Annotated in this window: 23 protein-coding genes and 2 pseudogenes; 9 read left to right on the top strand and 16 right to left on the bottom strand. The window is 60.4% G+C overall.

The annotated features are described in order from the left end of the window. The first annotated feature begins 317 nt into the window (after window positions 1–317). The 7 genes from rimP to pnp all read left to right on the top strand — a co-directional run bounded on the left by rimP (window position 318) and on the right by pnp (window position 9,051). The gene (rimP, locus tag BLW24_RS02400; RefSeq protein WP_090376250.1) at window positions 318–779 is read left to right on the top strand and encodes a ribosome maturation factor RimP; all 462 of its coding nucleotides are present in this window, start codon (window positions 318–320) and stop codon (window positions 777–779) included. Between the two features lie 67 nt (window positions 780–846). Beyond that, window positions 847–2,328 (top strand): transcription termination factor NusA, encoded by a 1,482-nt coding sequence (nusA, locus tag BLW24_RS02395; RefSeq protein WP_090376248.1) that lies wholly within the window; start codon window positions 847–849, stop codon window positions 2,326–2,328. Between the two features lie 27 nt (window positions 2,329–2,355). Then, window positions 2,356–4,842, top strand: coding sequence for a translation initiation factor IF-2 (gene infB / locus BLW24_RS02390; RefSeq protein ID WP_090376245.1), 2,487 nt, complete (start codon window positions 2,356–2,358; stop codon window positions 4,840–4,842). Window positions 4,843–4,958: 116 nt separating this feature from the next. After that, a complete protein-coding gene (gene rbfA, locus BLW24_RS02385; RefSeq protein ID WP_090376241.1) occupies window positions 4,959–5,363 on the top strand; it encodes a 30S ribosome-binding factor RbfA in 405 nt (134 codons plus the stop codon). Window positions 5,364–5,367: 4 nt separating this feature from the next. Then, window positions 5,368–6,288 (top strand): tRNA pseudouridine(55) synthase TruB, encoded by a 921-nt coding sequence (gene truB, locus BLW24_RS02380; protein WP_090376237.1) that lies wholly within the window; start codon window positions 5,368–5,370, stop codon window positions 6,286–6,288. Window positions 6,289–6,468: 180 nt separating this feature from the next. Further along, the gene (gene rpsO, locus BLW24_RS02375) at window positions 6,469–6,738 is read left to right on the top strand and encodes a 30S ribosomal protein S15 (protein WP_042554902.1); all 270 of its coding nucleotides are present in this window, start codon (window positions 6,469–6,471) and stop codon (window positions 6,736–6,738) included. Window positions 6,739–6,945: 207 nt separating this feature from the next. After that, window positions 6,946–9,051, top strand: coding sequence for a polyribonucleotide nucleotidyltransferase (gene pnp / locus BLW24_RS02370; protein ID WP_090376234.1), 2,106 nt, complete (start codon window positions 6,946–6,948; stop codon window positions 9,049–9,051). A 211-nt stretch (window positions 9,052–9,262) separates the two neighbouring features. On the opposite strand, the pseudogene BLW24_RS02365 reads toward pnp, so the two are convergent. The 4 genes and pseudogenes from BLW24_RS02365 to tnpB all read right to left on the bottom strand — a co-directional run. Beyond that, window positions 9,263–9,466: pseudogene (locus BLW24_RS02365) on the bottom strand (transposase domain-containing protein); the annotation flags it as partial. 45 nt (window positions 9,467–9,511) lie between these two features. Beyond that, window positions 9,512–10,342, bottom strand: a pseudogene (gene tnpC, locus BLW24_RS02360) (IS66 family transposase); the annotation flags it as partial. Window positions 10,343–10,383: 41 nt separating this feature from the next. Continuing rightward, window positions 10,384–11,940 carry an IS66 family transposase gene (gene tnpC, locus BLW24_RS02355; protein ID WP_090375474.1) on the bottom strand — a complete coding sequence of 519 codons (1,557 nt, stop codon included), beginning with the start codon at window positions 11,938–11,940 and terminating at the stop codon, window positions 10,384–10,386. An 18-nt stretch (window positions 11,941–11,958) separates the two neighbouring features. Next, complete coding sequence (gene tnpB, locus BLW24_RS02350; RefSeq protein ID WP_244161054.1) at window positions 11,959–12,354, bottom strand: IS66 family insertion sequence element accessory protein TnpB; 396 nt, start codon at window positions 12,352–12,354, stop codon at window positions 11,959–11,961. A gap of 74 nt (window positions 12,355–12,428) precedes the next feature. On the opposite strand from tnpB, the gene BLW24_RS02345 reads away from it, so the two are divergent. Beyond that, on the top strand, window positions 12,429–12,797 hold the full coding sequence (locus BLW24_RS02345) for a BON domain-containing protein (RefSeq protein ID WP_090376228.1): 369 nt from the start codon (window positions 12,429–12,431) through the stop codon (window positions 12,795–12,797). Window positions 12,798–12,861: 64 nt separating this feature from the next. After that, the gene (locus BLW24_RS02340) at window positions 12,862–13,059 is read left to right on the top strand and encodes a CsbD family protein (RefSeq protein WP_090376224.1); all 198 of its coding nucleotides are present in this window, start codon (window positions 12,862–12,864) and stop codon (window positions 13,057–13,059) included. A 64-nt stretch (window positions 13,060–13,123) separates the two neighbouring features. Here the strand turns inward: BLW24_RS02340 and BLW24_RS02335 are convergent, their stop codons facing one another. The 12 genes from BLW24_RS02335 to panB form a co-directional block, all read right to left on the bottom strand. Further along, window positions 13,124–13,414 (bottom strand): DUF2845 domain-containing protein, encoded by a 291-nt coding sequence (locus tag BLW24_RS02335; RefSeq protein ID WP_090376220.1) that lies wholly within the window; start codon window positions 13,412–13,414, stop codon window positions 13,124–13,126. A gap of 43 nt (window positions 13,415–13,457) precedes the next feature. Beyond that, a complete protein-coding gene (locus tag BLW24_RS02330) occupies window positions 13,458–13,757 on the bottom strand; it encodes a DUF2845 domain-containing protein (RefSeq protein WP_090376216.1) in 300 nt (99 codons plus the stop codon). A 3-nt stretch (window positions 13,758–13,760) separates the two neighbouring features. After that, window positions 13,761–14,057: a DUF2845 domain-containing protein gene (locus BLW24_RS02325; protein ID WP_090376213.1), complete on the bottom strand. Its 297-nt coding sequence runs from the start codon at window positions 14,055–14,057 to the stop codon at window positions 13,761–13,763. Between the two features lie 12 nt (window positions 14,058–14,069). After that, window positions 14,070–17,069, bottom strand: coding sequence for a DUF748 domain-containing protein (locus BLW24_RS02320; protein ID WP_090376210.1), 3,000 nt, complete (start codon window positions 17,067–17,069; stop codon window positions 14,070–14,072). A gap of 102 nt (window positions 17,070–17,171) precedes the next feature. Next, window positions 17,172–18,188, bottom strand: a complete 1,017-nt coding sequence (locus tag BLW24_RS02315) for a class I SAM-dependent rRNA methyltransferase (protein ID WP_090376207.1) — start codon at window positions 18,186–18,188, stop codon at window positions 17,172–17,174. Window positions 18,189–18,308: 120 nt separating this feature from the next. Further along, a complete protein-coding gene (locus BLW24_RS02310) occupies window positions 18,309–18,800 on the bottom strand; it encodes a phage infection protein (RefSeq protein ID WP_090376204.1) in 492 nt (163 codons plus the stop codon). Between the two features lie 176 nt (window positions 18,801–18,976). Further along, complete coding sequence (locus BLW24_RS02305; protein ID WP_090376202.1) at window positions 18,977–20,158, bottom strand: acetyl-CoA C-acetyltransferase; 1,182 nt, start codon at window positions 20,156–20,158, stop codon at window positions 18,977–18,979. Window positions 20,159–20,253: 95 nt separating this feature from the next. Further along, window positions 20,254–21,129 carry an oxygenase MpaB family protein gene (locus BLW24_RS02300; RefSeq protein ID WP_090376199.1) on the bottom strand — a complete coding sequence of 292 codons (876 nt, stop codon included), beginning with the start codon at window positions 21,127–21,129 and terminating at the stop codon, window positions 20,254–20,256. Window positions 21,130–21,270: 141 nt separating this feature from the next. Beyond that, window positions 21,271–23,208: an acetate--CoA ligase gene (acs, locus tag BLW24_RS02295; protein ID WP_090376197.1), complete on the bottom strand. Its 1,938-nt coding sequence runs from the start codon at window positions 23,206–23,208 to the stop codon at window positions 21,271–21,273. Between the two features lie 95 nt (window positions 23,209–23,303). Then, window positions 23,304–24,968: a glucose-6-phosphate isomerase gene (gene pgi / locus BLW24_RS02290; protein ID WP_090376193.1), complete on the bottom strand. Its 1,665-nt coding sequence runs from the start codon at window positions 24,966–24,968 to the stop codon at window positions 23,304–23,306. A 107-nt stretch (window positions 24,969–25,075) separates the two neighbouring features. Next, entirely contained in the window at window positions 25,076–25,936 is an 861-nt protein-coding gene (gene panC, locus BLW24_RS02285) for a pantoate--beta-alanine ligase (RefSeq protein WP_090376190.1), read from the bottom strand. Then, the gene (panB, locus tag BLW24_RS02280) at window positions 25,933–26,733 is read right to left on the bottom strand and encodes a 3-methyl-2-oxobutanoate hydroxymethyltransferase (protein WP_090376187.1); all 801 of its coding nucleotides are present in this window, start codon (window positions 26,731–26,733) and stop codon (window positions 25,933–25,935) included. Before panB ends, panC begins: the two co-directional genes overlap by 4 nt. Window positions 26,734–26,910: the final 177 nt, after the last annotated feature.

The following is a 26,910-nucleotide window of genomic DNA, read 5'->3' as shown; positions in this document are numbered from 1 at the left end:
TCCCCTCCTCGTACCAATTTTCAGGAAGGCCCGCTCCATGCGGGTCTTTTTGTTGCTGGAGTGTTGATTGACCCTGCTTGGGGTTCAGTCGTATAATCCGGCCCCAGCTTTGATGTGGGATTGAGCAGCAAGGTCGCTCCTCGGATGTTTAATCCGAAGCTGGCTGGGTTAAACCAGTCCCCGCATTGAGTTGCAGAGGAGCCCCTTTTAAGGGGCTTTTTGCTAGCTGGGCGATAGCTTTGCCGGCCTTTAGAGGGCGGTTTGATGATGGGCGATTCGCCCATTTTTTATTTTTACAGCATGCGCGAGGGGTTCAGGTGTCGAGCAAGCTAGAACAGTTGCACGCCTTGGTGGCCCCGGTAGTCGAGGCTCTTGGCTACCAATGTTGGGGTGTCGAGTTCCTGTCGCAAGGGCGGCATTCTCTGCTGCGGATTTATATTGATAAACAGCCTGACGGCGTGCTGATCGAGGACTGTGAAATTGTCAGTCGGCAGATCAGTGGTGTGCTCGATGTCGAGGACCCGATCAGCGCCGAGTACACCCTTGAGGTGTCCTCACCAGGTATGGATCGGCCACTGTTCACCCTTGAACAGTTCGCCAGCCATGCCGGCGAGCAAGTGAGGATCAAGCTGCGTTCGCCTTTTGAAGGTCGACGCAACTTCCAGGGCCTTCTGCGCGGTGTGGAAGAGCAGGACGTGGTAGTGCAGGTGGATGACCATGAATTCCTGTTGCCGATCGACATGGTCGACAAGGCCAACATTATCCCCAGGTTTGATTGAGACGCGGATCCCCCGCAAGTGGCGCGGATAGCGCGGATCCAATGGATTGCGAAAGGCGAGGCGTACGATGAGCAAAGAAGTACTGCTGGTTGTTGAGTCGGTATCCAACGAAAAGGGCGTACCGGCGAGCGTAATTTTTGAAGCGCTGGAGCTGGCTTTGGCCACCGCTACCAAAAAGCGTTTCGAAGACGAAGTCGAGTTGCGTGTGGCGATCAATCGTCAGAGCGGCAACTACGAAACATTCCGCTGCTGGACAGTGGTTGAAGAAAGTGACTTTGATGATCCTGCACACCAGGTCACCACTGACATGCCGCGTGCAGTCGAAGCCAACGCTAAAGTTGGTGACGTGCTGGAAGAGAAGATCGAGTCCATCGAATTCGGTCGTATTGCCGCGCAAACCGCCAAACAAGTGATCGTGCAGAAAGTCCGCGAAGCCGAGCGTGCTCAGGTGGTCGAGGCTTACCGCGAGCGCCTAGGTGAAATTATCTCCGGCACTGTGAAGAAAGTGACCCGCGACAGCGTAATCGTTGATCTGGGCAACAACGCTGAAGCCATGCTGGCGCGCGAAGACATCATCTCCCGCGAAACTTTCCGTGTGGGTGTGCGCCTGCGTGCTCTGCTCAAGGAAATTCGCACCGAGAACCGCGGTCCACAGCTGATCCTCTCGCGTACCGCGCCGGAAATGCTGATTGAACTGTTCCGCATTGAAGTGCCGGAAATTGCCGAAGAGCTGATCGAAGTCATGGGCGCGTCCCGTGATCCGGGTTCGCGCGCCAAGTTGGCGGTGCGTTCCAAAGACAAGCGTATCGATCCGCAGGGTGCCTGTATCGGCATGCGCGGTTCGCGCGTGCAGGCGGTTTCTGGCGAATTGGCGGGTGAGCGTGTGGACATCGTGCTGTGGGATGACAATCCCGCGCAGTTCGTGATTAACGCCATGTCGCCGGCCGAGGTTGCCGCCATCATCGTCGACGAAGATGCCCATGCCATGGACATCGCCGTTGGCGCCGACAACCTTGCTCAGGCCATTGGCCGTGGCGGTCAGAACGTGCGTTTGGCCAGTCAGTTGACTGGCTGGACCCTGAACGTGATGACCGAAGCGGACATCCAGGCCAAGCAGCAAGCAGAAACAGGCGACATCCTGCAGCGCTTTATCGACGAGCTGGAAGTCGACGAAGAGCTGGCCCAGGTGTTGGTCGAAGAGGGCTTCACCAGCCTTGAAGAGATTGCCTACGTACCGATGGAAGAAATGCTCAGCATTGATGGCTTTGACGAGGATATCGTCAACGAGCTCCGCGTCCGTGCCAAAGATCGCTTGCTGACCAAAGCCATCGCCAACGAGGAAAAGCTGGCAGATGCCCACCCAGCCGAAGACTTGCTCTCGCTTGAGGGGATGGATAAGGCGCTTGCGCATGAACTGGCAGTGCGCGGCGTTGTTAACCGCGAAGACCTGGCCGAGCAGTCGATTGATGACCTGCTCGACATCGACGGTATCGACGCTGAGCGAGCCGGCAAGTTGATCATGGCCGCCCGAGCCCATTGGTTCGAGTAAGCAGTTGCGGCCTGAGGAGAGAAATGCATGACGCAAGTCACGGTTAAAGAACTGGCCCAAGTGGTCAATACACCGGTTGAACGCCTGCTACAGCAAATGAGTGAGGCAGGTTTGCCGCACAAGAGTGCTGAGCAAGCAGTGACTGACAGTGAGAAGCAGGCCCTGTTGGCCCACCTCAAGAGCAGTCACGGCGACAGCAAAACAGAAGAGCCGCGCAAGATTACCTTGCAGCGCAAAACTACCAGCACCCTGCGGGTTGCCGGTAGCAAGACCATCAGCGTTGAAGTGCGCAAGAAGAAAACCTTCGTCAAGCGCAGCGCTGAAGAAATCGAAGCTGAAAAGCAGCGTGAGCTGGCTGAGCAACGCGCTGTAGCTGAAGCGGCCAAGGCCAAGGCTGAAGAAGAAGCCAAGCGCCGCGCCGCAGAAGAAGCGCAGCGTCCTGCGCCTGCTGCTGAAGCGGTAGTTGAAGCAGCTCCAGCTGTAGCGGTTGAGTTGCCGGTAGTGGCTGCTCCTGTGGTTGAAGAGCGCAAGAAGGACGAGCCGCGTCGTCCGGACAAGGCGCGTAATGATGATGCCGATCGTCGTGGTGGTGAGCGCAAGACCACTCAGCATCGCCCGACCGTCAAGGAAAAGGCTCCGGCACCACGGGTTGCTCCGCGCACCATCGACGAGGAAAGCGACAGCTTCCGTCGTGGCGGTCGTGGCAAGGCCAAGCTGAAGAAGCGTAATGCGCACGGCTTCCAGAGCCCAACAGGGCCAATCGTGCGTGAAGTGAAGATCGGCGAGACCATCACTGTGGGCGATCTGGCTCAGCAAATGTCGGTCAAAGCCGCTGAAATCATCAAGTTCATGTTCAAACTGGGTACCCCGGCGACCATCAATCAGGTACTGGATCAGGAAACGGCCCAGTTGGTTGCTGAAGAGCTGGGTCACAAAGTTACCCTGGTCAGCGACACGGCCCTGGAAGATTCTCTGGCTGAGTCGCTGAAGTTCGAAGGCGAGACCTTTGCTCGTGCGCCGGTTGTGACCGTTATGGGTCACGTTGACCACGGTAAGACCTCGCTGCTCGACTACATTCGTCGCGCCAAGGTGGCTGCTGGCGAAGCCGGTGGTATCACCCAGCATATCGGTGCCTACCACGTAGAAACCGAGCGCGGCATGGTTACCTTCCTCGACACCCCGGGCCACGCCGCGTTTACCGCGATGCGTGCCCGTGGTGCCAAGGCGACCGATATCGTGATTCTGGTGGTTGCTGCCGACGACGGCGTGATGCCGCAGACCATTGAAGCCGTTCAGCATGCTCAGGCCGCTGGCGTGCCGCTGGTGGTTGCCGTGAACAAGATCGACAAGCCGGGCGCTGATCTTGATCGCATTCGTAGCGAGCTGTCGGTGCACGGTGTGACCTCGGAAGAGTGGGGCGGTGATACGCCGTTCGTTCCTGTGTCGGCGAAAGTCGGTACCGGGGTCGACGAACTGCTGGAAGCCGTGTTGCTGCAGGCCGAGATCCTCGAGCTGAAAGCCACTCCGTCGGCCCCGGGCCGTGGTGTTGTGGTTGAATCGCGTCTGGATAAAGGCCGCGGTCCGGTTGCGACCGTACTGGTTCAGGACGGTACTCTGCGCCAAGGCGACATGGTGCTGATCGGCTCCAACTACGGCCGTATCCGCGCCATGCTCGACGAGAACGGCAAGCCGATCAAAGAAGCTGGCCCGTCTATTCCGGTCGAGATTCTCGGCTTGGATGGCACTCCGGATGCTGGCGATGACATGAGCGTGCTGGCTGACGAGAAGAAGGCCCGTGAAGTTGCACTGTTCCGTCAGGGCAAGTTCCGCGAAGTGAAACTGGCTCGTGCTCACGCCGGCAAGCTGGAAAACATCTTCGAGAACATGGGGCAGGAAGAGAAGAAGACGCTTAACATCGTCCTCAAATCCGACGTCCGTGGTTCGTTGGAAGCACTACAAGGCTCGCTCAGCGGCCTGGGTAACGATGAAGTACAGGTGCGTGTGGTCGGTGGTGGCGTCGGTGGTATCACCGAGTCCGATGCCAACCTGGCACTGGCCTCCAACGCTGTACTGTTCGGCTTCAACGTGCGTGCCGATGCCGGCGCGCGCAAGATCGTCGAGCAGGAAGGTCTGGATATGCGTTACTACAACGTGATCTACGACATCATCGAAGACGTCAAGAAAGCCTTGACCGGTATGCTCGGCAGCGATGTTCGCGAGAACATCTTGGGTATTGCCGAAGTACGTGACGTGTTCCGTTCGCCGAAGTTCGGTGCGATTGCCGGTTGTATGGTGGTCGAGGGTACGGTCTTCCGTAACCGTCCGATCCGCGTACTGCGCGATGACGTGGTGATCTTCGAAGGCGAGCTGGAATCCCTGCGTCGCTTCAAAGACGATGCCTCCGAAGTGCGTAATGGCATGGAGTGCGGTATCGGCGTGAAGAGCTACAACGACGTCAAGGTCGGCGACAAGATCGAAGTGTTCGAGAAAGTCCAAGTGGCTCGTAGCCTGTAATCATCAGGTAGCGAGTTGCGAAACGCAGCGCCCGGCCCCGTTTATGCGTGGCCGGGCGTTTGCCGCTTTTAGGTCCGCTGCTTATTTAGGCGGCGTGACGAGTGAAGGTAGTAGAAATGGCCAAAGAATTTAGCCGGGCCCAGCGTATCGGCGACCAGATACAGCGCGAACTGGCGCAGTTGATCCGCCTGGAAATCAAAGATCCGCGTCTTGGCGGTCTGGTGACCGTCACGGCAGTAGAAGTCAGTCGCGATTCCAGTCATGCCAAGGTGTTCGTCACCATCATGGGTGGCGAGTCTGAAGAAGGTGTTGATCCAGTCGTGCAGAGCCTTAAGGTGCTCAACGATGCCAGCGGCTTCCTGCGCATGCAGTTGGGTAAGGCAATGAAGCTGCGCAGCGTGCCAAACCTGCGTTTCCACTACGACGAAAGCGTGATTCGCGGTGCGCAACTGTCGGCCCTGATTGAGCGTGCAGTCAGCGAAGACCGTCAGCACGCTGATGAACCCGAGGCCAAGGAGTAAGCGCGTGGCCCAGGTCAAACGTATTCGTCGTGCCGTTGATGGCATCATCCTGCTGGATAAGCCTAAAGGCTTTAGTTCCAATGCTGCGCTGCAGAAGGTGCGCTGGTTGCTGAATGCCGAGAAGGCTGGGCACACCGGTAGTCTCGATCCACTGGCCACTGGCGTGTTGCCGTTGTGCTTCGGCGAGGCGACCAAGTTCTCCCAGTACCTGCTGGATGCCGACAAAGGCTACGAAACCCTGATGCAGCTGGGTGTCACCACGACCACCGCCGATGCCGAAGGTGAAGTGCTGGAGCGCCGCCCAGTGACCGTTGGTCGCGCCGATATTGAGGCTATTCTTCCCGGTTTTCGTGGTGAAATCAGTCAGATACCGCCGATGTACTCGGCGCTCAAGCGTGATGGTCAGCCACTGTACAAGCTGGCCCGTGCCGGTGAAGTAGTGGAGCGCGAGCCGCGTTCTGTTACTATTGCGCGCCTGGAATTACTGGGCTGCGAGGCGGAGCAGGCGCGCCTGGCGGTCGATTGCAGCAAAGGCACCTATATCCGCACCCTGGTTGAAGACATCGGCCAGCAGCTGGGTTGTGGTGCACACGTTGCAGAACTGCGTAGAACCAAAGCCGGCCCCTTCGACTTGAGCCGCACCGTAACGCTCGAAGAGCTGGAACGGGTGCATGCTGAAGGTGGCTGTGAGGCGGTTGACCAGTTCCTGCAACCGGTCGATAGCGGTCTGCAACACTGGCCGCTGCTGCAGTTCTCCGAGCACAGTTCGTTCTACTGGTTGCAAGGGCAGCCGGTACGCGCCCCGGAGGCGCCGAAGTTCGGCATGGTTCGGGTGCAAGATCACAATGGTCGCTTTATCGGTATCGGTGAAGTGAGCGAAGACGGGCGCATTGCGCCGCGTCGATTGATTGCAACCAAAGCCTAGGCTGGTTGATAGAGGATTCGGTCGGCATGACCGTAGCGCAGGCAAAGGGTTTCGGCTCTGGTCTGCGTGTATCGAGGGTGGCTGTTAATAGGCGCGGTCATACCTCACTTAAAAACACGGGAAGCGATTCCCGGCCTATTGCGACTGTTTCGGCAGTTGCCTAACTGAGAGGATTGCCCCATGGCACTCAGCGTTGAAGAAAAAGCCCAGATCGTTAACGACTACAAGCAAGCTGAAGGCGACACCGGTAGCCCGGAAGTGCAAGTTGCACTGCTGTCCGCCAACATCAACAAGCTGCAAGGCCACTTCAAGGCCAACGGTAAAGATCACCACAGTCGTCGTGGTCTGATCCGTATGGTTAACCAGCGTCGTAAGCTGCTGGACTACCTGAAGGGTAAGGACACCAGTCGTTACAGCGCCCTGATCGGTCGCCTGGGTCTGCGTCGCTAAGCAATGCTTACGCGTAGCTGACTGCCGAAGCTGGAAGTGGGGTTTACCCTGCTTCCAGCTTTTGCTTTTCTGCTTTAGCTGTTTTGGACGATAGCGGGTCCGATTCCCGTAACCGCCCACTCATTCTGTAAGCCCCGTCTGCTCACATGCTGAGCAACGGTTGCAAGAAACGCTTTCCCCAAGGGCAACAAAGAGAAGGAAAACACCGTGAACCCGGTAATCAAGAAGTTCCAGTTCGGTCAATCGACCGTTACCCTCGAGACAGGCCGTATCGCCCGTCAAGCCTCCGGCGCAGTGCTGGTCACCGTTGACGACGATGTCGCTGTACTGGTCGCCGTAACCGGCGCCAAGACTGCCGACCCAAGCAAAGGCTTTTTCCCGCTGTCCGTGCATTACCAGGAAAAAACCTACGCAGCCGGCAAGATCCCTGGCGGTTTCTTCAAGCGCGAAGCCCGTCCATCCGAGAAAGAAACCCTGACCTCGCGTCTGATCGACCGTCCGATCCGTCCGCTGTTCCCGGAAGGTTTCCAGAACGAAGTGCAGGTTATCTGCACCGTGATCTCCACCAGCAAGAAGACCGATCCGGACATCGCTGCGATGATCGGTACCTCGGCTGCGCTGGGCATCTCCGGTATCCCGTTCAACGGCCCGATCGGTGCCGCGCGCGTGGCCTTCCATCCGGAAACCGGCTACCTGCTGAACCCGACCTACGAACAACTCAAGGCCTCGAGCCTGGACATGGTCGTTGCCGGCACCAAAGATGCCGTGCTGATGGTTGAATCGGAAGCCAAAGAGCTGACCGAAGACCAGATGCTGGGCGCCGTGCTGTTCGCTCACGATGAATTCCAGGTGGTGATCAACGCTGTTGCCGAACTGGCTGCTGAAGCCGCCAAGCCGACTTGGGACTGGCAGCCAAAAGCTGAGAACACTGCACTGCTGAGCGCTATCCGTAGCGAGTTTGGCGAGGCGATCTCCCAGGCCTACACCATCACCGTCAAGCACGAGCGTTATGCCCGTCTGGGTGAGCTGCGCAATGAAATCGTTGCCAAGTTCTCCGGTGAAGAAGGCCAGCCTTCTGCTGGTGAAGTCAAAGACGCCTTCGGTGAAATCGAATACCGCACCGTGCGCGAGAACATCGTTAATGGCAAACCGCGTATCGATGGCCGTGACACCCGCACCGTACGTGGCCTGAACATCGAAGTGGGTGTTCTGGACAAGACCCACGGTTCGGCGCTGTTCACCCGTGGCGAAACTCAGGCCCTGGTGGTTGCTACCCTCGGCACCGCGCGCGACGCACAGCTGCTCGATACCCTGGAAGGCGAGAAGAAAGACCCCTTCATGCTGCACTACAACTTCCCGCCGTACTCGGTGGGCGAGTGTGGTCGTATGGGCGCTACCGGCCGCCGCGAAATCGGTCACGGTCGTCTTGCGCGTCGTTCGGTGCAGGCCATGTTGCCTGCTGCTGACGTGTTCCCGTACACCATCCGTGTGGTATCGGAAATCACTGAGTCAAACGGTTCGTCTTCGATGGCCTCCGTTTGCGGCGCTTCCCTGGCCCTGATGGACGCCGGTGTGCCGATGAAGGCTCCGGTTGCTGGTATCGCTATGGGGCTGGTCAAGGAAGGCGAGAAATTTGCCGTTCTGACCGATATCCTCGGCGATGAAGATCACCTGGGCGACATGGACTTCAAAGTAGCCGGTACCGCCAATGGTGTTACTGCGCTGCAGATGGACATCAAGATCCAGGGCATCACCGAAGAAATCATGGAAATCGCCCTGAATCAGGCACTGGAAGCACGCCTGAATATTCTCGGTCAGATGAACCAGGTGATCGCGCAGTCGCGTACCGAGCTGTCGGCTAACGCGCCGACCATGATCGCCATGAAGATCGACCAGGACAAGATTCGCGACGTGATCGGCAAAGGTGGCGCGACCATCCGCGCCATCTGCGAAGAAACCAAGGCTTCGATCGACATCGAAGATGACGGTTCGATCAAGATCTTCGGCGAAACCAAGGAAGCGGCCGAGGCTGCGCGTCAGCGCGTGCTGGGCATTACCGCGGAAGCCGAGATCGGCAAGATCTACGTCGGCAAGGTCGAGCGCATCGTTGACTTCGGCGCTTTCGTCAACATCCTGCCGGGCAAGGACGGCCTGGTGCACATCTCCATGCTGAGCGACGCTCGCGTTGAGAAAGTCACCGACATTCTCAAAGAAGGTCAGGAAGTCGAAGTGCTGGTACTGGACGTGGACAACCGCGGCCGTATCAAGCTGTCGATCAAGGATGTAGCTGCTGCCAAGGCTTCGGGCGTTTAATCGCCGCGTTACTTTGCACAGAGCAAGAGGGCCCTTCGGGGCCCTCTTTTTTTGTCGGTAAATAAGCATGTGAGGCTTTGCGCCTATGCAACCGCCGCTGTCGTGCAATATGCCTTGCTCGGCTGGTTCTAACATGCAGATTGCACGGTTCATGATGGTTTATTCGTAAACGCTCCATAGACCCCACCTCCCTCTGGAGAGGTTTTGCGTTTTACAGTGGCGTCGTTGGTTGGCAGTTCCAAGGCAGCAGCGCTTCGTAGGCTTCAACGCTGTTGGCCAGCGGCAGGCGTTCGAGGACATGGCGCAGCCAGGCGTAGGGCTCCTGGCCATTGGTCTTGGCGGTTTCCACCAGGCTGTAGAGTTGGGCGCTGGCGGTCGCGCCTTTCGGCGTGTCGCTGAACAGCCAGTTCTTGCGTAAGCGCTCCATAGACCCCACCTCCCTCTGGAGAGGTTTTGCGTTTTACAGTGGCGTCGTTGGTTGGCAGTTCCAAGGCAGCAGCGCTTCGTAGGCTTCAACGCTGTTGGCCAGCGGCAGGCGTTCGAGGACATGGCGCAGCCAGGCGTAGGGCTCCTGGCCATTGGTCTTGGCGGTTTCCACCAGGCTGTAGAGTTGGGCGCTGGCGGTCGCGCCTTTCGGCGTGTCGCTGAACAGCCAGTTCTTGCGACCTATGACGAAGGGCCGGATCGCGCGCTCGGCAGCGTTGTTATCGATCGGCAGGTGGCCAGCCTCGATGTAGCGTTCGAGTCGGCTCCAGTTGCTCGCCAGGTAGTTCACTGCTTTGCCCAGGGCATTCTGCGCCGTGACCTGCGGCTGGGTTTTCTCCAGCCAGGTCTTGAGCTGATCGAGGAGCGGTAGGCTGTGCTGCTGGCGGCCCCGGTAGCGCTGTTCATCGCTGGCATCCTTAAGTTCGCGCTCGATGCCGTAGAGCTTGTTGATCATCCCCAACGCGATGTCGGCACGCCCGGTTTTGCCCTTCGGTTGCACCTTTTGCGCTTCGACGAACTTGCGCCGCGCATGCGCCCAGCAGGCCAGGCGTTCAACACCTTGTTGTGCGGCCACGGCGTTGTAGCCGGCGTAATCGACGGTCATCAGGTAGCCGCGATAACCGTCGAGCAGGCGCAGCGGCACCTCCTGCGCGCGGCTGGTTGTGTAGTCGAAGAGGATCACCGGTTTGCCAGGCGGGCCACCGGTCTGCACCCACATCCAGGAGTGGCTGCTCGGATCGCGCCCAGGCTCCTTTAGCACCTGCACGCGGGTTTCATCGCAGTGGATCACCGGACTGTCCGTAAGCGCTCCATAGACCCCACCTCCCTCTGGAGAGGTTTTGCGTTTTACAGTGGCGTCGTTGGTTGGCAGTTCCAAGGCAGCAGCGCTTCGTAGGCTTCAACGCTGTTGGCCAGCGGCAGGCGTTCGAGGACATGGCGCAACCAGGCGTAGGGCTCCTGGCCATTGGTCTTGGCGGTTTCCACCAGGCTGTAGAGTTGGGCGCTGGCGGTCGCGCCTTTCGGCGTGTCGCTGAACAGCCAGTTCTTGCGACCTATGACGAAGGGCCGGATCGCGCGCTCGGCAGCGTTGTTATCGATCGGCAGGTGGCCAGCCTCGATGTAGCGTTCGAGTCGGCTCCAGTTGCTCGCCAGGTAGTTCACTGCTTTGCCCAGGGCATTCTGCGCCGTGACCTGCGGCTGGGTTTTCTCCAGCCAGGTCTTGAGCTGATCGAGGAGCGGTAGGCTGTGCTGCTGGCGGCCCCGGTAGCGCTGTTCATCGCTGGCATCCTTAAGTTCGCGCTCGATGCCGTAGAGCTTGTTGATCATCCCCAACGCGATGTCGGCACGCCCGGTTTTGCCCTTCGGTTGCACCTTTTGCGCTTCGACGAACTTGCGCCGCGCATGCGCCCAGCAGGCCAGGCGTTCAACACCTTGTTGTGCGGCCACGGCGTTGTAGCCGGCGTAATCGTCGGTCATCAGGTAGCCGCGATAACCGTCGAGCAGGCGCAGCGGCACCTCCTGCGCGCGGCTGGTTGTGTAGTCGAAGAGGATCACCGGTTTGCCAGGCGGGCCACCGGTCTGCACCCACATCCAGGAGTGGCTGCTCGGATCGCGCCCAGGCTCCTTGAGCACCTGCACGCGGGTTTCATCGCAGTGGATCACCGGACTGTCCAGCAGCCTGTCGCGCATCAGGTTGAGCAACGGTTGTAGCAGTTCGCCGCACTGGATCACCCAGCGCGCCAGGGTCTGCCGGGGGATGTCGATGCCATGGCGACTGAGCATCTTTTCGAAGCGATACAGTGGGATGCCGTCGGCGTATTTGCTGGTCAGCAGCATCGCCAGCACGCTCGGGCTGGCCAGGCTTTTCTCGATCAGTTGGGCCGGCTTGTCAGCGGTGACCGGCGCGCTTTCGCAGGCCTTGCAGGCATAGGTCTTGCGAATGTGGCGGATCACCTGAACCTGCATCGGGATGATTTCCAGCTGCTCGCTGGTTTCTTCGCCGATGGCCTGCTTGCGGCAACCGCATTCGCAGGTCAGTTCGTGTTCGGGCAGTTCGTGGATGACCTCGACACGCGGTAGTTCGGCCGGTAACGGCTTGCGCTTGCCGCGGCGCTTGGTCGGCGCAACGACTTCTTCCTCGACCTCAGCGGCCGGAGCTTCAGCCGCCGCTTCGGCCAGGCTTTCCGCTTCGTTGAACATCTCTAGCTGCGGTGAATCCGGGTCGCTGCTCTGCTCGGATTTACGGCCGAACAGGCGCTGGATCAACAGCGCGTTTTGTTCGCGCAGGCGCTCGATCTGCCCATCCTTGTCCTTGGCCAATTCCTGCGCCGACGACAACACCTCAGCGAGCAATTGCTTGAGCGCGGCGGGGTCATCAGGAAGGGTTTCGGGCACAGAAATCATGCCGTGGATTATACCGGCTCAGGTGACGAACCTAGGGGTCAAAACCTGGTGCGGCCGGTTGCGCCACAGGTCGATACCGTCCAACAACCAGTTCAACTCCTGGGCCGTCAGCACGATCGCATCTTCGCCAGGTTCCGGATGCGACTTGAAGCGTTCAGCCTCCAATCGCTTGAGCCACAGGCAAAAGCCGTTGCGCTCCCAATACAAAATCTTCACCCGGCTGCGCGCGCGGTTGAGGAAGACGAACAGCACCGGGTCGAACACCGCCACCTTGATATCCAGCTCGACCAGGGCGGCCAGGCCATCGATGGATTTTCGGAAATCCACCGGCTTGGGGTATAGATAGACTTTTTCGACTTTGGCGTCGGGGCGCATCATGACGGCTGGCTCCAGAAAGAAATTGGAGCTCAGCATTGGCTGGCCTGCGGATCATTTGTAGATGAGGTTTATGGAGCGCTTACGTTCAGTACACGCAGGAGGCATTATTTATGAAAAAGCCAATCAAGCATTTCGCAGTAACCGCCATGACCGCCACCGCGCTGGGTCTGTTGCTCGCCGGGCCGGTTATGGCTGCGGACACCCCGGCCGTGCAGCCAACCCTACTGGCCGCTAGTGAGACGATGGATAAAGCAGAAGATGCGGTTTCCGACACCTGGATCACCAGCAAGGTGAAGTCGACTTTTCTGGCCGACAGCAGCTTGAGCGGTATCGACATCAAGGTCGAAACCAATAAGGGCGTTGTCACGCTTTCCGGGGTTGTTGCCAGCTCAGCCGAACGTGATCTGGCCATTGCCAAGGCAGGCGAGATCAAAGGTGTCAGTGCTGTATCCGCCGAAGCGCTGAAAACCGCTCAGTAAGCCATGGATGCGAGCCAGACGAGATGACTCCGTCTGGTCGCCACTCAACGACGAGGACAAACAGATGAATGCTGACGTAATCAAAGGCAAGTGGAAGCAAATCAGTGGCCGCATCAAGGAGCGTTGGGGCAACCTGACCGATGATGACCTGGACGTCGCCGAAGGCCATAGCGAGTACCTGGCCGGCAAGCTGCAAGAGCGTTACGGTTGGACCAAGGAAAAGGCTCAGAACGAGCTGCGGGATTTCAGCAGCAAGCTGTAATCAGGCGTAAAAAAGCCCCGCTGGCATAACCAGCGGGGCTTTTTTGTGGCTGTTCTGGATGGGCTCAGCTGCCGCGTTTACTTTCCACGCTCTTCAAGCGACCGCCTTCGAATCGCAGGTAGTAATTCATACCATTACGCGGGCCATAGACCCGCTCTTCGACGAGGAACTCGTTATTGCCGTGGGCATCCAGGGTGTAACCCAGCATATCGCGGGCAATCGGTTCGCCACATTTGCTGGCGACCTCTGTGGTGCGGTCGCCGGTGCTGGCGATGCCTTTCTCGCAGCGCAGGGTGCTGGCTTGGGCACTGGTTGCCAGCGCGAGCAGGGTGAGGCTGAGTGCTATCCGTTGCATGGTGCAATGTCCTTATCGTGGATGCGGGAAGTGTAGGGAGTTGCTAGTTGCCGCGTTTGCTTTCGATCTTGATCAGTCGGTTGCCTTGAAAACGCAGAAATTGGTACATGCCGTTGCGTGGTCCATAGGACCATTCTTCGACCGCGACTTCATGGTAGAAACCGTATTCATCCAGCACTTCGCGGTAGCCGAGAAAGTCACTGCTCAGTGGTTCGCCGCATTTGCTGCTGACTTCGCTGGTGGTGTCATCAAGGCTGACCAGCCCGCTGTCGCAACGCAGAGTCGATGAGGCCTGTGCACAGAAGGGCACAAGTAATAGCAGGGCGCTGATCAAGGCTTTCATCGGTTAGCGGCTACGACGGCGTTCGATGGCGCGCAGGCGCGTGCCTTCGAAGGTGAGAATACTGAGCATGCCGTTATCGGGGCCGTAGACCCATTCCTCGATCTGGTATTCGCGGCGCTCGTTTGGCCCGAGTGAGTAGCCGACCAGGTCGCGAAAAGCCGGTTCGCCGCATTTCTGCAGCACCTCGAAACGCCGATCATCCAGGCTGACCAGTTGGCTGCCGCAGCGCAGCGTTTCGGCCTGGGCCAGCGACGATGCGCCGGCGCAGGCAAGGATCAGAATTGTGGCGAAAGCACGCATATTACGAAGACCTTACTCGCTACCGAGGTGCAGGGTGGTGGCGACGCGGCCATCGGCGTCAGCCTGTGCAATATTGACATCCAGCAGGTAAATACGTTCGTCGGCCAGGCCGCCGCGCTCGACCAGATAACTCTTTATTTCTGCCGCCCGCGCCTGAGCCAGCTGACGCTGTAGCAGTTCACTTTGCGCCCAGGATTGCAGCACTCCATCGCGCATCTTCGCGCTGCGTTCCTCGTCGGGCAGTTCGGCCCACTCGGCTGGTGGCTGCTGCTTGAGGCGGGTGCGGTAGATGCCTTCGAGCAGTACGGCCTTGTCGTCATCATCCACGACCAATTCACTGGCCTCGGCGGGTACATCATCGCCACGGCGTTGCAGCATCTTGTACCAAGTGTTCTGGTATTCGCGCTCCAGGCGCGCCGCCGCGAGTGGCGCGCCGTCGCTGCTTGCAGCGCTCATGCCCTCGATCTCCAGTCGCAGGGTCGGACGTTCCTTCAAGGCGCTGGCCAGGGTGTCCAGCGCTTTCTGCGCGTCGCCGTCGAGCTCGCTGCCGCCGGCCGAGAAACGTACGGTGCTGAGGTCGACATCGCTGCCACCACTGACCAGTCCGCCGATAAACTTGAACGGTGCCTGGGCCGCGCGCAGCACCAGATTGCGCAGGGTTTGCCAGACGATCGGCATTACGCTGAATTCCGGGCTGTTGAGGTTGCCCTGCACCGGTAGCTGGATTTCTATATTGCCTTGGGTGTCTTTGAGCAGGGCTACAGCCAGACGGATTGGCAGGTCCATAGCGTCCTTGCTGTCGACTTTCTCTCCCAGCTGCAGGTCTTCCAGTAGCAGTTTGTTCTCGGCGTTGAGCTGGCCTTTCTCGATCTGGTAATGCAGGTCGAGGTTGAGGCGGCCCTTGCGGATGCGGAAACCGGCGAACTTGCCGGAGTAGGGCGTGAGTGTGGTCAGCTCGACGTTCTTGAAGCTGGTGGCAATATCCAGGCTGTTCAGCGGGTCGAAGGGGGTGAGCTTGCCCTTGATACTGACCGGGGCGTACTTGTCGACCTTGCCCTTGATATCCACGCTGGCGGCTTTCGGGCTCTGGTTATCCAGCGTGCCGATCTGGCCGTTGAGTTGCTGGATGGCGGTAGCGAAGTTGGGCGTCAGGCTGAAGTCGGCGAAGTTGGCCGAACCATCCTTGATGCTGATGCCGCCGATACGGATCGGCAGCGGCTTTTCGGCCGGCGCTTTGGCGGGCGTGGTGCTGGCCGGTTGGGACACCAGCAGGTCGTTGATATTGGTGGTCAGGTCTTCGTTGATGATAAAGCGCACATAGGGCTGCTGTAGTTTGACCTGGCCGATCGCTAGGCCCTTGCCGTGTTGGTAGTCGAGCCCTTCAATCAACACTTGCTGCCATTTGAGGAAGTCGCGGTCTTTGAGCGTGTCGAGGGTATGCAGCTGGTTGATCTCGGCCTGCCCGCCAACGCTGAAGGTCAGCGGCTCGACGCTCTGCAGATCCACCGTCAGATCGCTACCCAGCTTGCCGCTGCGCAGTTCCAGGCGCACGAAGGGGCTCAGATAGGTCTGCGCCAGGCGCAGGTCGATATCGCGGGTGGCGACCTGCAGCTTGGCGGTGGTGGGGGTCAGTTGCACCTGGCCGGCGGTCTTGATCTGCCCGCTCTTGTTTACCCCGGTGTCGAGCTTGAGAGTGAAGGGCGAGGTGCCCAGGCTGTCGAAGTCGCTTAGGTCGAGATTAAGCGGTGCCAGATCGATTTTGACTTCCGCACCGCCAGCGTGGTCGGCCAGATGCACCTGATAGTCGCGCAATTGCACGTCACGCAGAATCACCTGCCAGGGTTTGCTGGGCTCTTCCGGCTGGCCTGCAGTGCTGGTTTCCAGGTTGGCGGATTGCTCTGCGGTGGCCGGTGCGGCTGGCTCTTTTGCCGGTTCGGCTTCTGTTGCCGAAGAGCCAGCGCCACCCTCATTTGGAGCTGGAGCTGGAGCTGGAGCCGGTTTGGCGGGTTGGCTGGCCAGCAGTTTCTGCCAGTCGAGCTGGCCATCGGCCTCGCGTGCGGCCCAGGTTTCCAGCTTCTGACTCCGAATCTTGCCGACGATGATCTGCTGCTTGGCCAGGTCTACGCTGGTTTCGCTGATATCCAGCCTTTCCAAGTGCAGCAACGCTTTGTCCGAGGGGCTCTTGATGGCAAAGCTGCTGACGCTGAGCTGAGTGTTGCTCAACAGCAGTTCGGTGCCTTTGGCCAGATTCAGGCTGTAGTCGCTGCTCAGGTTTACGGTGCCGTCCTCCAGAACCAGCGGCACCGCATCGCGTACATAGGGCCAGATGGCTTTAAGTTTGCCGTCAGTGACTTTCAGGCTGCCGCTGGAGCTGATCGGCACCAAGCTGATACGCCCGGTCCAGTCGATGCGGCCGCCCCGGGGGCCGGTGGCGACCAGGCTCATGTCGGCATTGTCGTCAGGTAGAGTGCTGAGGTTGTGCAGTTCGAAATTGAGATCGTCGTAAACAAACTCGATCGGCTCGCTGGGGCGCAAGTCCTCAAAGTGCACGTTGCCGCCACTCAGCTTGATCCGCGAAATACGCAGCGGGAACGGCTCGCCGGCAGGTTCTTCGACCTCAGATTGCGGGCTGGGCGGAACTTTGAACAGTTGGGTCAGGTTAAGCCGACCGTCCTTACCGAACAGCACTTCGCTGTGCGGCTTGTCCAACTCGATATCAGCTAGGTGCAACACGCCGCTCCACAGGCTGTCGAGTTGCAGGTTGGCATACAGGCGTTCGAATGCGATTTGCTGCTGGTCGGCTTCGCCAATCTGCAGGCCCCAGAGGCTGAGCTCCAGACTGAACGGGTTGAGTTGCAGGCGCTGCAGTGTGGCGGGTACTTCGGCGTAGTGCGCCAGCTGCTGGTTGGCGATGCGCAGGCCGATACCGGGCAGAATCAGAAACCCCAGCAGGCTGTAGAGGGCAACGGCGATGGCAATGGCGCTGGCAGCGCGCTTTATTCCTTTAAGCATAAAAACGTCATCTATCCCGACGAGAAGTGCCTTGGAGTATGGCACGCGTGCGCAGTTCCGCAGAGGCTCTGCGCGGCGATTTTCTTCACGCAGACGGGTACATCAGAACTGCAGGATCAGGGTTTTCAGCGGCGGTTGGCCATCCTGTGAGGGGAAGTCGCTGGCCGGTGGCAGCACCTGCCAGTCACGTACCGGGCGGCCGAGCTTTTCCGCGCAGCGCAGCATCTGTTCGCGCCAATCGGCCATGGCGATTTTTGCCAGGTTGTTGCAGCAGATCAGCACACCATCATCGGCGGTGGCGAGAATCGCAGGTTTGAGCAGGCTCTGATAATCGCGCAGCAGATCGACAGTGCCGAAAGCGCTCTTGGCCCACGCGGGCGGGTCGAGCAGCACCAGGTCGAACTGACGCTGTTCAAGGCGCGGGTAATGCGGCAGCTTCTGCCCGCGACGGGCGTTGATCGGCAGACCGGCCAGTTGGCGAATCGCTGGGAAGTAGTCCGACTGCACAAACTGCATGGCTTGCAGCTGTGGGTTGAGCTGGCCATTTTCGCGGGCTACCGCCAGATTGCCTTCGGCAAAATCCAGATTGACGACTTCGCGGGCTCCCCCAGCGGCTGCGCTCAAACCGACACCGCAGGTGTAGGCGAACAGGTTAAGCACTGACTTGTCAGCGCTGTGCGTTTTGACCCAGCCGCGTGCGTTGCGCAGGTCGAGAAACAGCAATGGATCTTGCCCTGCATGGCGGCCACGGACGCGGTAGTTGAGCCCCCATTCATGGCCGATCAGGTCTTCCAGTGCGCTAGGCTCTGCCTGATAGACCGAATCAGTGCGGTCGATTCGCGAGTTACCCTGGGACCGGTCGTTGTAGACCAGCAGCAGTGGGGGGCCGAGGCTGACCTGGCATTGCTCAGCCAGTTGCAGCAGTTCGTCGCGACTCAGGCTCTGGTGGAAGCTCTGTACCAGCAATTGCGGACCGTAACGGTCGATGGTCAAGCCGCCGGCACCTTCCTGGCTGCCATGGAACAGGCGGTAGCAGTCAGTGCCTTGCTGATGCAGTTCAGCCAGCAGGTCGTGACGGTTATGCAGGGCGGCGCGCAGCGCCTGATCGAGAGAGGGCATGCGCGGCGACTCGAAAAAGGAGGGCGCGCAGTTTATCAAGAATCACCTGCCGGGACGCGGGCTTGGCAAAATCAGCAAGGGCACCCTGAGGTGCCCTTTAATTTGCGAGTGATGATGCAATCAGGCGATGCGGTTGATGCCCGTGCGATCAGCACCATCAGCAGCGATGCGGTTGCCACCAGTACGGTCAGCGCCATCGGCAGCGATACGGTTGATGCTGGTACGGTCAGCGCCGTCAGCAGCTACACGGTTGCCGCCAGTGCGGTCGGCACCATCAGCGGCTACGCGGTTGCCGCCAGTGCGGTCAGCGCCGTCAGCAGCTACACGGTTACCACCAGTGTGGTCAGCGCCATCGGCAGCGATACGGTTGATGCTGGTACGGTCGAAGCCGTCGGCAGCGATGCGGTTAGCGCCAGTACGGTCAGCGCCGTCAGCAGCGATACGGTTACCACCAATACGATCTGCACCGTCTTCGGCGATGCGGTTGATGCTGGTGCGGTCAAAGCCATCAGCGGCGATACGGTTGCTCAGGGTACGTTCAGCACCGTCAGCGGCGAAAACGTTGCTGGTCAGGCTGGCGGCAAGCAGGGAAGCGATCAGGTACTTGTTCATCTGGGTGTCCTCGGAAGAGTGGGTAAGTGGCTACGGGGCTAATATTGCGCCGCAGCCCGACTCTTGAGAAACGCAGGCGGTCAATAGCAATCATCATTGCTGTCGATGGTAAATAAAAAAGCCGGCCTCATGATTGATGGGGCCGGCTTTTTTCTAGCTACAGCTAAGCGCTGTTATCAGGCCCGTTCGATAGCCAATGCCACGCCCTGGCCGCCACCGATGCACAGGGTGGCGAGGCCTTTCTTGGCGTCGCGCTTGATCATCTCGTGCAGCAGGGTGACTAGCACGCGGCAGCCGGAGCCGCCAATCGGATGGCCGAGGGCGATGGCGCCGCCGTTGACGTTGACCTTGCTGGCATCCCAGCCCAGCTCCTTACCCACTGCCAGCGCTTGGGCGGCGAAGGCTTCGTTGGCTTCGATCAGGTCCAGATCACTCAGTTGCCAGCCGGCCTTGGCCAAGCAGCGCTGAGTGGCGCCGACTGGGCCGATCCCCATGATCGCCGGATCGACACCGGCATTGGCGTAGCTGGCGATCTTCGCCAGTACCGGCAGGCCCAGGATCTGGGCTTTGGCGGCGCTCATCAGCAGCACGGCGGAAGCGCCGTCGTTGAGGCTGGAGGCGTTGCCGGCGGTGACGCTGCCGTCCTTCTTGAAGGCCGGTTTGAGTTTGCCCAAGGACTCGGCTGTGGTGCCGGCGCGCGGCTGTTCGTCGGTGGCGAAGGCGATTGGGTCGCCCTTGCGCTGCGGAATCATGATCGGGGTGATTTCATCGACAAAGCGCCCGGCCTCGATAGCGGCCACGGCTTTCTGCTGCGAGGCGGCGGCGAAGGCGTCCTGCTCTTCGCGGCTGATGTTGTATTTGTCGACCAGGTTCTCGGCAGTGATGCCCATGTGGTAGTCGTTGAAGGAATCCCACAGGCCGTCAGTGATCATCGTATCGATGACCTTCCCGTGGCCCATGCGCAGGCCGGTGCGGGCGCCGGGCATGACGTAAGGGGAGAGGCTCATGTTCTCCATACCGCCGGCGATGATCACCTCGGCGTCGCCGCAGCGAATGGCCTGGGCACCCAGGTGCAGGGCTTTGAGGCCCGAGCCGCAAACCTTGTTCAGGGTCAGGGCCGGTACGGCGTGCGGCAGGCCGGCGAGGATGGCGGCCTGCCGCGCCGGATTCTGCCCGCTGCCGGCGGTCAACACCTGGCCGAGGATTACTTCGTCGACCTGTGCGCCATCCAGGCCGGTCTGCTCCAGCAGGCGGCGGATCACCGCTGCGCCCAGTTCCGGTGCCGGGATATTCGCCAGTGAACCCTGGAAGCTGCCGATGGCGGTGCGGGTGGCGGCAACGATGACGACGTCTTGCATCACGCGATCCTCACAAGTGACAGGCGCGGCGGGCCGCGAAAGGTCGCTATGGTGGCACAGCGACTTTGTATACGGCCAGCTTGCGAACCGGCCGGTCAGCGCGGTGGCAGATTCAGACGCCGGTGCGCGCGGTGAATGGCGCCGCCACGTACCGCCCAGCGCAGCGCTGGGGCCAGGCTGTGCACGCCGCTATGGATCATTCGGCTGCGCGCAGGACTGATTTGCTGGCCGAGCATCTGCTGCGCCCACTCCGGCAGCAGGTCGATACCGGCCTGCATCAGCAGCTTGGCCGCCGGGGCGGCGAGGGCGCTAGGTGCCGGGGCGTTGAGCAGGATGCGTAGAATCTCCAGCGAGCGTTCATCGCAGCGCAGCTCGGAGCGTATCGAGGCCAGGTAGGTCGCGACCTCGGCGCGTGAGCGCGGCACCTGGGTGGCGCCCAGGCGTTCGGCGATCAGGGCAATTTCTGCGTAGTAGCGATCCTGGTCGGCCTCACTCAGCTGTGGATTGCGGTAACGCAGGTGGGCCTGGAGAAAGCTGTGCACCTCGGCCACATGTACCCAGGTCAACAGCGCCGGGTCACTGGCAGCGTAGTCGCGACCATCCGGGGCGGTGCCTGTGACCTGGAGGTGAATGGTCTTGACCTTGTCGATCAGCCAGTCGGCATCGGCGCGAGAGCCGTAGGTGGTGCCGGAAATAAACTGTCCGGTGCGGCGCAGGCGACCGAGCAGGTCTTCACGAAAGTTCGAGTGGTCCCACACCCCGGCCAGAGCCAGGGGGTGCAAGGCTTGCAGCAGTAGAGCGCTGATACCGCCGATCAGCATGCTAGTGAAGTCGCCATGTACCTGCCAGCTCACCGAATCGGGGCCGAACAGGCCGGGATCACCCTTGGGGTTTTCGAAGTCGATTTGCCCCAAGGCGATACCGCTGAGACTAAGAACTTGGCTTTCGATACGGCGGCGCAAAAATTCCATGGGGGCGAAGCTCAAGCAAATGGCACTGCAGTGGGGAAACTGGGTTGAGCGCAGCGAAGCCCAGTGAGCTGGTTGTCAGGCGGCACAGTGGCCTGTGCCGCTAACCGCGTTGGGCTTCAGGGCTGTGCCCCTCAATCCAACCTACCGGTTCAGGCGCTGCTCGATCAGGCCGTTGACCACCGTCGGGTCGGCCAGGGTCGAGGTATCGCCCATGTTTTCCAGCTCGTTGCAGGCGATCTTGCGCAGGATGCGCCGCATGATCTTGCCTGAACGGGTTTTCGGCAGACCAGGTGCCCACTGGATCAGCTCGGGCTTGGCGAAACTGCCGATTTCCTTGCCGACCAGGGCCAGCAGCTCTTTCTTCAGTGCATCGTTGATTTCCACGCCGTTCATTGGCGTGACGAAGGCGTAGATGCCCTGGCCCTTGAGGTCGTGTGGGTAGCCGACCACCGCGGCTTCGGCGACGGCGTCGTGCAGCACCAGTGCGCTTTCCACCTCGGCGGTGCCGATGCGGTGGCCGGAGACGTTGATCACGTCGTCCACGCGCCCGGTGATCCAGTAGTAACCATCCTCGTCGCGGCGCGCGCCGTCGCCGCTGAAGTAGTAGCCGGGGTAGGGCTTCAGGTAGGTGTCGATCATCCGCTGGTGGTCGCCGTAGACGCTGCGGATCTGGCTCGGCCAGCTGTCCTTGATCGCCAGTACGCCGGCACCGGGGCCCTCGATCTCCTTGCCCTGTTCATCCAGCAGCACCGGTTGCACGCCAAAGAACGGCCGGGTCGCCGAGCCGGGTTTCAGAACCGTGGCGCCGGGCAGCGGGGTGATCAGGATGGCGCCGGTTTCGGTCTGCCACCAGGTGTCGACGATCGGGCAACGGCGTTCGCCGACTACGTTGTAATACCACTCCCAGGCTTCTGGGTTGATCGGCTCGCCGACGCTGCCGAGCAAACGCAGGCTGGTGCGCTCGGTGCATTCGACCGGGCCGCTTCCCTCACGCATCAGCGCGCGCAGGGCGGTGGGGGCGGTGTAGAAGATATTCACCTGATGCTTGTCGATCACCTGCCAGAAGCGTGAGGCGTCCGGGTAGTTGGGCACGCCTTCGAAGATCAGGCTGGTGGCGCCGTTGGCCAGTGGGCCGTAAACGATATAGCTGTGCCCGGTGACCCAGCCGACGTCGGCGGTGCACCAGTAGATATCGCCTTCGTGGTAGTCGAACACGTATTTGTGGGTCATGGCCGCCATCAACAGATAGCCGCCGGTGCTGTGCAGCACGCCCTTGGGTTTGCCGGTGGAACCGGAGGTGTAGAGGATAAACAGCGGGTCCTCGGCATCCATCGGCTCTGGCGGGCAATCGGCGGAGGCTTCACGCAGGGCCTCGTGATACCAGATGTCGCGGCCCTCTACCCAGTCGATCTCGCCCTGGGTGCGCTCGACCACCACCACTGTGCTGACGGCCGGGCAGCTTTGCAGGGCCTTGTCGACGTTGGCCTTGAGCGCCACGTATTTGCCGCCGCGCACGCCTTCATCGGCGGTAATCACTGTGCGGCAATCGGCATCCAGGATACGGTCACGCAGGGCATCCGGGGAGAAACCGCCAAACACGACCGAATGCACGGCACCGATGCGCGTGCAGGCGAGCATGGCGTAGGTGGCCTCGGGGATCATCGGCATATAGATGCACACCCTGTCGCCCTTTTTCACCCCACGGCTTTTCAGCACGTTGGCCAGGCGGCTGACGTTGTGGTGCAGCTTGTTATAGGTGATGTTGGCGGATTCTGCGGGGTTGTCGCCTTCCCAGATCAGTGCGATCTGCTCGCCGCGCTTTTCCAGGTGGCGGTCGATGCAGTTGTAACTGACGTTTAGTTGCCCGCCCTTGAACCACGAGCCCGAACCGCTAAGCAGGTCGCCCTGTTGCACGCTGTCCCAGGGTTTGCTCCAGTCAAGAAAGGCCTTGGCCTGCTCGGCCCAGAAGGTTTCCGGTTGCTCCACCGATTGCTGGTACAGGCGCAGGTAGTCGTCGTTGTCCAAGTGGGCGCGTTGGCGCACGGCATCGGGCACGGGGTGGCGGGTGATTTCGAACATGACGGGTCCTTGTTGTTGTGTTCCGCAATGCCCGTAAGGGTGCACCCAAGCGGGTGCTTGGTTCAAGTGCTGGCCTTGTGCTCAGGTGCCGTGGCTCAGCCGCGATGACGCTCGCGGAAGTGCTGGATCAGACCCTGTGTCGAGGCGTCACTGGCAGGTTCATCGAGCTGACCGATGAGACGCTGGTAGACGCCCTGGCCGAGCTCCTTGCCCAGTTCGACACCCCACTGATCAAAGGCGTTGATGCCCCAGATGGCGCTCTGTACGAAGACCTTGTGCTCATACAGCGCCACCAGCGCGCCGAGGCCGAACGGGTCGATGCGGTTGAGCGCCAGGATATTGCTTGGGCGGTTGCCGGGAATCATCTTGTGCGGCGCCAGGCGCTGCACTTCTGCCTCATCCAGGCCTTTGCCGCGCAGCTCGGCCTCAGCCTCGGCGCGGGTTTTGCCGTGCATCAGTGCCTGGCTCTGCGACAGGCAGTTGGCAAACAGCCATTGGTGGTGGTCGGCCAGGGGGCTGAAACTGTTGACCGGCACGATAAAGTCCGCCGGGATCAGCTCAGTGCCCTGGTGCAGCAACTGGTGGTAGGCATGCTGACCGTTGCAGCCGACGCCGCCCCAGATCACCGGCCCGGTGCTGAAGTCCACTGGGCTGCCATCCTGGCGCACGCTCTTGCCGTTGGATTCCATATCCAGCTGCTGCAAATGCTTGGTGAAGTTACGCAGGTAGTGATCGTAGGGCAGAATCGCCTGGCTTTTTGCGCCCCAGAAGTTGCCGTACCAGATGCCCAGCAGGGCCATCAATACCGGCATGTTCTCGGCCAGCGGCGCCTGGGTGAAGTGCTGGTCCATGGCATAGGCGCCGGCCAGCAGTTCCTTGAAGTTGGAGATGCCGATGGCCAGGGCAATTGGCAGGCCGATGGCCGACCACAGCGAGTAGCGCCCGCCGACCCAGTCCCACATCGGGAAGATGTTTTCCGTCTTGATACCGAACTCGATGGCGGCCTTCTGGTTGCTGGTCACCGCAATAAAGTGTTTGTGCAGCTCGGCTTCCGGACCGCCCAGGGCCAGGTACCAGTCGCGTGCGGCCAGAGCGTTTTTCAGGGTTTCCAGAGTGCCGAAGGATTTTGACGAGACGATAAACAAGGTGGTTTGCGGATTCAGGCGTGCGGTCAGCTCGCGGAATTCACTGCCGTCGATATTGGCCAGGTAATGGCAGCGCACGCCACGCTGGGTAAAGGGCCGCAGTGCTTCGGAAACCAGTTGCGGGCCGAGGAACGAACCGCCGATACCGATATTCACCACCTCGGTGATCGGTTTGTCGCTGTAGCCACGCCACAGGCCGCTGTGCACGCGGCTGACCAGTTCGGTCATCTGATGCAGTACACGGTGTACTTGCGGAATCAGGTCGACACCGTCGAGTTTCAGGCTACGGCCAATCGGGCTGCGCAGGGCCGTGTGCAGTGCGGCGCGGCCCTCTGAGGCATTGACCTTATCGCCGTTGAACAGCGCTTGAATGGATTCCTGCAACTGGGTCTGTTCGGCCAGTTGTACCAACAGTGCCAGGGTCTTTTCGTCGATCAGATTCTTCGAGTAATCCAGCAGCAGGCCGCAGCTGCTCAGAGAGAAGCGGTTAAAGCGTTGTGGATCACTGGCAAAGGCCTCGCGCATGCTGAAGTCGTTCATCTGCTCGCGCTGCTCGCGCAGCGCCTGCCAGGCGGGCAGGCTGGTGACGTCATGCGGCTGCTGGAAATAGGCCATTGGTGCGTGTTCCTTGCTCTGGGTGCGACGATATATGCAAAAAAGCCCGGTGTGATCCGGGCCTTGAGTGTAACTGGCGGGTGTTGGGCCAGCATCTACGCAGTGGATCAGCCTGGAGTATCGAGGTCGAAAGCCAGGTTGTCGATCAGTCGGGTGCTGCCAATAAAGGCGGCCACCAGAATCACCAGCTGGCGATCATCGGCGCTGGCCGGGCTCAGGCTGTTGGCTTCGCGTACTTCCAGGTAATCCGGGCGAAAACCTGCGGCGCTGTGTTGCTGCTGTGCTGCGGCAACCAGCGTGGCGTAGTCGCGGTCACCGGCGCGGATCGCCGCGGCTATCTCCTGTAGGGAGCGGTACAGCACCGGCGCAACTTCACGCTGTTCGGCAGTCAGGTAACCGTTGCGCGAGGACAGCGCCAGGCCATCTTCGGCGCGTACGGTCGGCTCGCCGATAATCTGGATCGGCATATTCAGGTCGCGCACCAGGGTGCGGATCACCGCCAGTTGCTGGAAATCCTTCTGGCCGAAAATTGCCAGGTCAGGCTGCACCATATTGAACAGCTTGCTCACCACAGTGGCGACGCCTTCGAAGTGCCCTGGGCGACTGGCGCCACACAAGCCTTCGGATACGCCTGGCACGCTGACGCGGGTCTGGCCGTCCATGCCATGCGGGTAGATTTCCTCGACATCGGGAGTAAACAGCAGGTGGCAGCCGGCTTCGACCAGTTTTTCCTGATCGGCGAGTAGGGTGCGCGGGTATTTGTCGAGGTCTTCGCTGGGGCCGAACTGCAACGGATTGACGAAGATGCTGGCGACCACGAAGTCCGCGCGCTGGGCGGCTTTCTCCACCAGTGCGGCGTGACCGGCGTGGAGATTGCCCATGGTCGGGACGAAGGCGATCTGTTTGCCTTCGGCGCGGGCCTGGGCGACAGCGGCGCGCAACTCGCGCACGCTTTTCACTGTGTTCATGCAGAAAATCCGTGTTCGACTGCTGGGAAGCTCTGGTCTTTGACCGCTTTGACGTAGGCGCTGATGGCGTTCTGGATGCTGCTCTGGCCGGCCATGAAATTTTTCACGAACTTCGGCGTGCGGCCGCTCAGCGATAGCCCAAGCATGTCGTGCAGCACTAGTACCTGGCCGTCGGTGGCTGCACCTGCGCCAATGCCGATCACCGGGATTTTCACCGCCTGGCTGATTTCGGCAGCCAGCTCGCTGGGCACGCATTCGAGCAATAGCATGGCGGCACCGGCTTGCTCCAGGGCCATGGCATCGGCACGCATCTGCCGTGCCTGAGCTTCCTGGCGGCCCTGAACTTTATAACCACCAAGGATATTCACCGCCTGCGGGGTCAAGCCCAGATGGGCACAGACCGGTACGCCGCGTTCGGCCAGTTGGCGAATCGGCTCAGCCAGCCAGGCTGCACCTTCCAGCTTGACCATGTGGGCGCCGGCCTGCATCAATGCAGCGCTGTTGTTCAGGGCTTGCTCAAGGGTGGCGTAGGCCATGAAGGGCAGGTCGGCGAGAATCAGCGCGCCCTGGTTGCCACGTTTGACGCTGGCGGTGTGGTACGCCATTTCGGCGACCGTGACGGGCAGCGTGCTGTCATGGCCTTGCAAGACCATGCCGAGGGAATCGCCCACCAGCAGCACATCGACACCGGCCTGGCAGGCCGTCTGGGCGAACGTGGCGTCATAGCAGGTCAGCATGGCGATTTTCTCGCCGCTCTGCTTGAGGCTTTGCAGGGTGGTCAGGGTTACATCAGGCATGAAAACTGTCCTCACTCAGGCGTTCAGTCAGCAGTTGTGCTGCTTCAAGTTGGCCTGCATTGGCCTCGAATTGCACCGGTGCGGGGCAACGGGACGCCTATAGTCCTGATGGGGGGGCTCGAAGTCAATTGCAGGTGTTACCGGCCTGTTACTGGCGTTACCGCCAATGTACCGACT

Origin of the sequence: Pseudomonas anguilliseptica, assembly GCF_900105355.1 — a bacterium.
Classification (GTDB): Bacteria; Pseudomonadota; Gammaproteobacteria; order Pseudomonadales; family Pseudomonadaceae; genus Aquipseudomonas; species Aquipseudomonas anguilliseptica.
This window is presented reverse-complemented; position numbering and strand designations above follow the sequence as displayed.

Bases quoted from the DNA above. Each gene is read 5' to 3' on its own strand.
- nusA (WP_090376248.1), top strand. From the start codon at position 847: ATGAGCAAAGAAGTACTGCTGGTTGTTGAGTCGGTATCCAACGAAAAG.
- infB (WP_090376245.1), top strand. From the start codon at position 2,356: ATGACGCAAGTCACGGTTAAAGAACTGGCCCAAGTGGTCAATACACCG.
- rbfA (WP_090376241.1), top strand. From the start codon at position 4,959: ATGGCCAAAGAATTTAGCCGGGCCCAGCGTATCGGCGACCAGATACAG.
- rpsO (WP_042554902.1), top strand. From the start codon at position 6,469: ATGGCACTCAGCGTTGAAGAAAAAGCCCAGATCGTTAACGACTACAAG.
- tnpC (WP_090375474.1), bottom strand. From the start codon at position 11,940: ATGATTTCTGTGCCCGAAACCCTTCCTGATGACCCCGCCGCGCTCAAG.
- tnpB (WP_244161054.1), bottom strand. From the start codon at position 12,354: ATGCTGAGCTCCAATTTCTTTCTGGAGCCAGCCGTCATGATGCGCCCC.
- BLW24_RS02345 (WP_090376228.1), top strand. From the start codon at position 12,429: ATGAAAAAGCCAATCAAGCATTTCGCAGTAACCGCCATGACCGCCACC.
- BLW24_RS02340 (WP_090376224.1), top strand. From the start codon at position 12,862: ATGAATGCTGACGTAATCAAAGGCAAGTGGAAGCAAATCAGTGGCCGC.
- BLW24_RS02335 (WP_090376220.1), bottom strand. From the start codon at position 13,414: ATGCAACGGATAGCACTCAGCCTCACCCTGCTCGCGCTGGCAACCAGT.
- BLW24_RS02330 (WP_090376216.1), bottom strand. From the start codon at position 13,757: ATGAAAGCCTTGATCAGCGCCCTGCTATTACTTGTGCCCTTCTGTGCA.
- BLW24_RS02325 (WP_090376213.1), bottom strand. From the start codon at position 14,057: ATGCGTGCTTTCGCCACAATTCTGATCCTTGCCTGCGCCGGCGCATCG.
- BLW24_RS02320 (WP_090376210.1), bottom strand. From the start codon at position 17,069: ATGCTTAAAGGAATAAAGCGCGCTGCCAGCGCCATTGCCATCGCCGTT.
- BLW24_RS02315 (WP_090376207.1), bottom strand. From the start codon at position 18,188: ATGCCCTCTCTCGATCAGGCGCTGCGCGCCGCCCTGCATAACCGTCAC.
- BLW24_RS02310 (WP_090376204.1), bottom strand. From the start codon at position 18,800: ATGAACAAGTACCTGATCGCTTCCCTGCTTGCCGCCAGCCTGACCAGC.
- BLW24_RS02305 (WP_090376202.1), bottom strand. From the start codon at position 20,158: ATGCAAGACGTCGTCATCGTTGCCGCCACCCGCACCGCCATCGGCAGC.
- BLW24_RS02300 (WP_090376199.1), bottom strand. From the start codon at position 21,129: ATGGAATTTTTGCGCCGCCGTATCGAAAGCCAAGTTCTTAGTCTCAGC.
- acs (WP_090376197.1), bottom strand. From the start codon at position 23,208: ATGTTCGAAATCACCCGCCACCCCGTGCCCGATGCCGTGCGCCAACGC.
- pgi (WP_090376193.1), bottom strand. From the start codon at position 24,968: ATGGCCTATTTCCAGCAGCCGCATGACGTCACCAGCCTGCCCGCCTGG.
- panC (WP_090376190.1), bottom strand. From the start codon at position 25,936: ATGAACACAGTGAAAAGCGTGCGCGAGTTGCGCGCCGCTGTCGCCCAG.
- panB (WP_090376187.1), bottom strand. From the start codon at position 26,733: ATGCCTGATGTAACCCTGACCACCCTGCAAAGCCTCAAGCAGAGCGGC.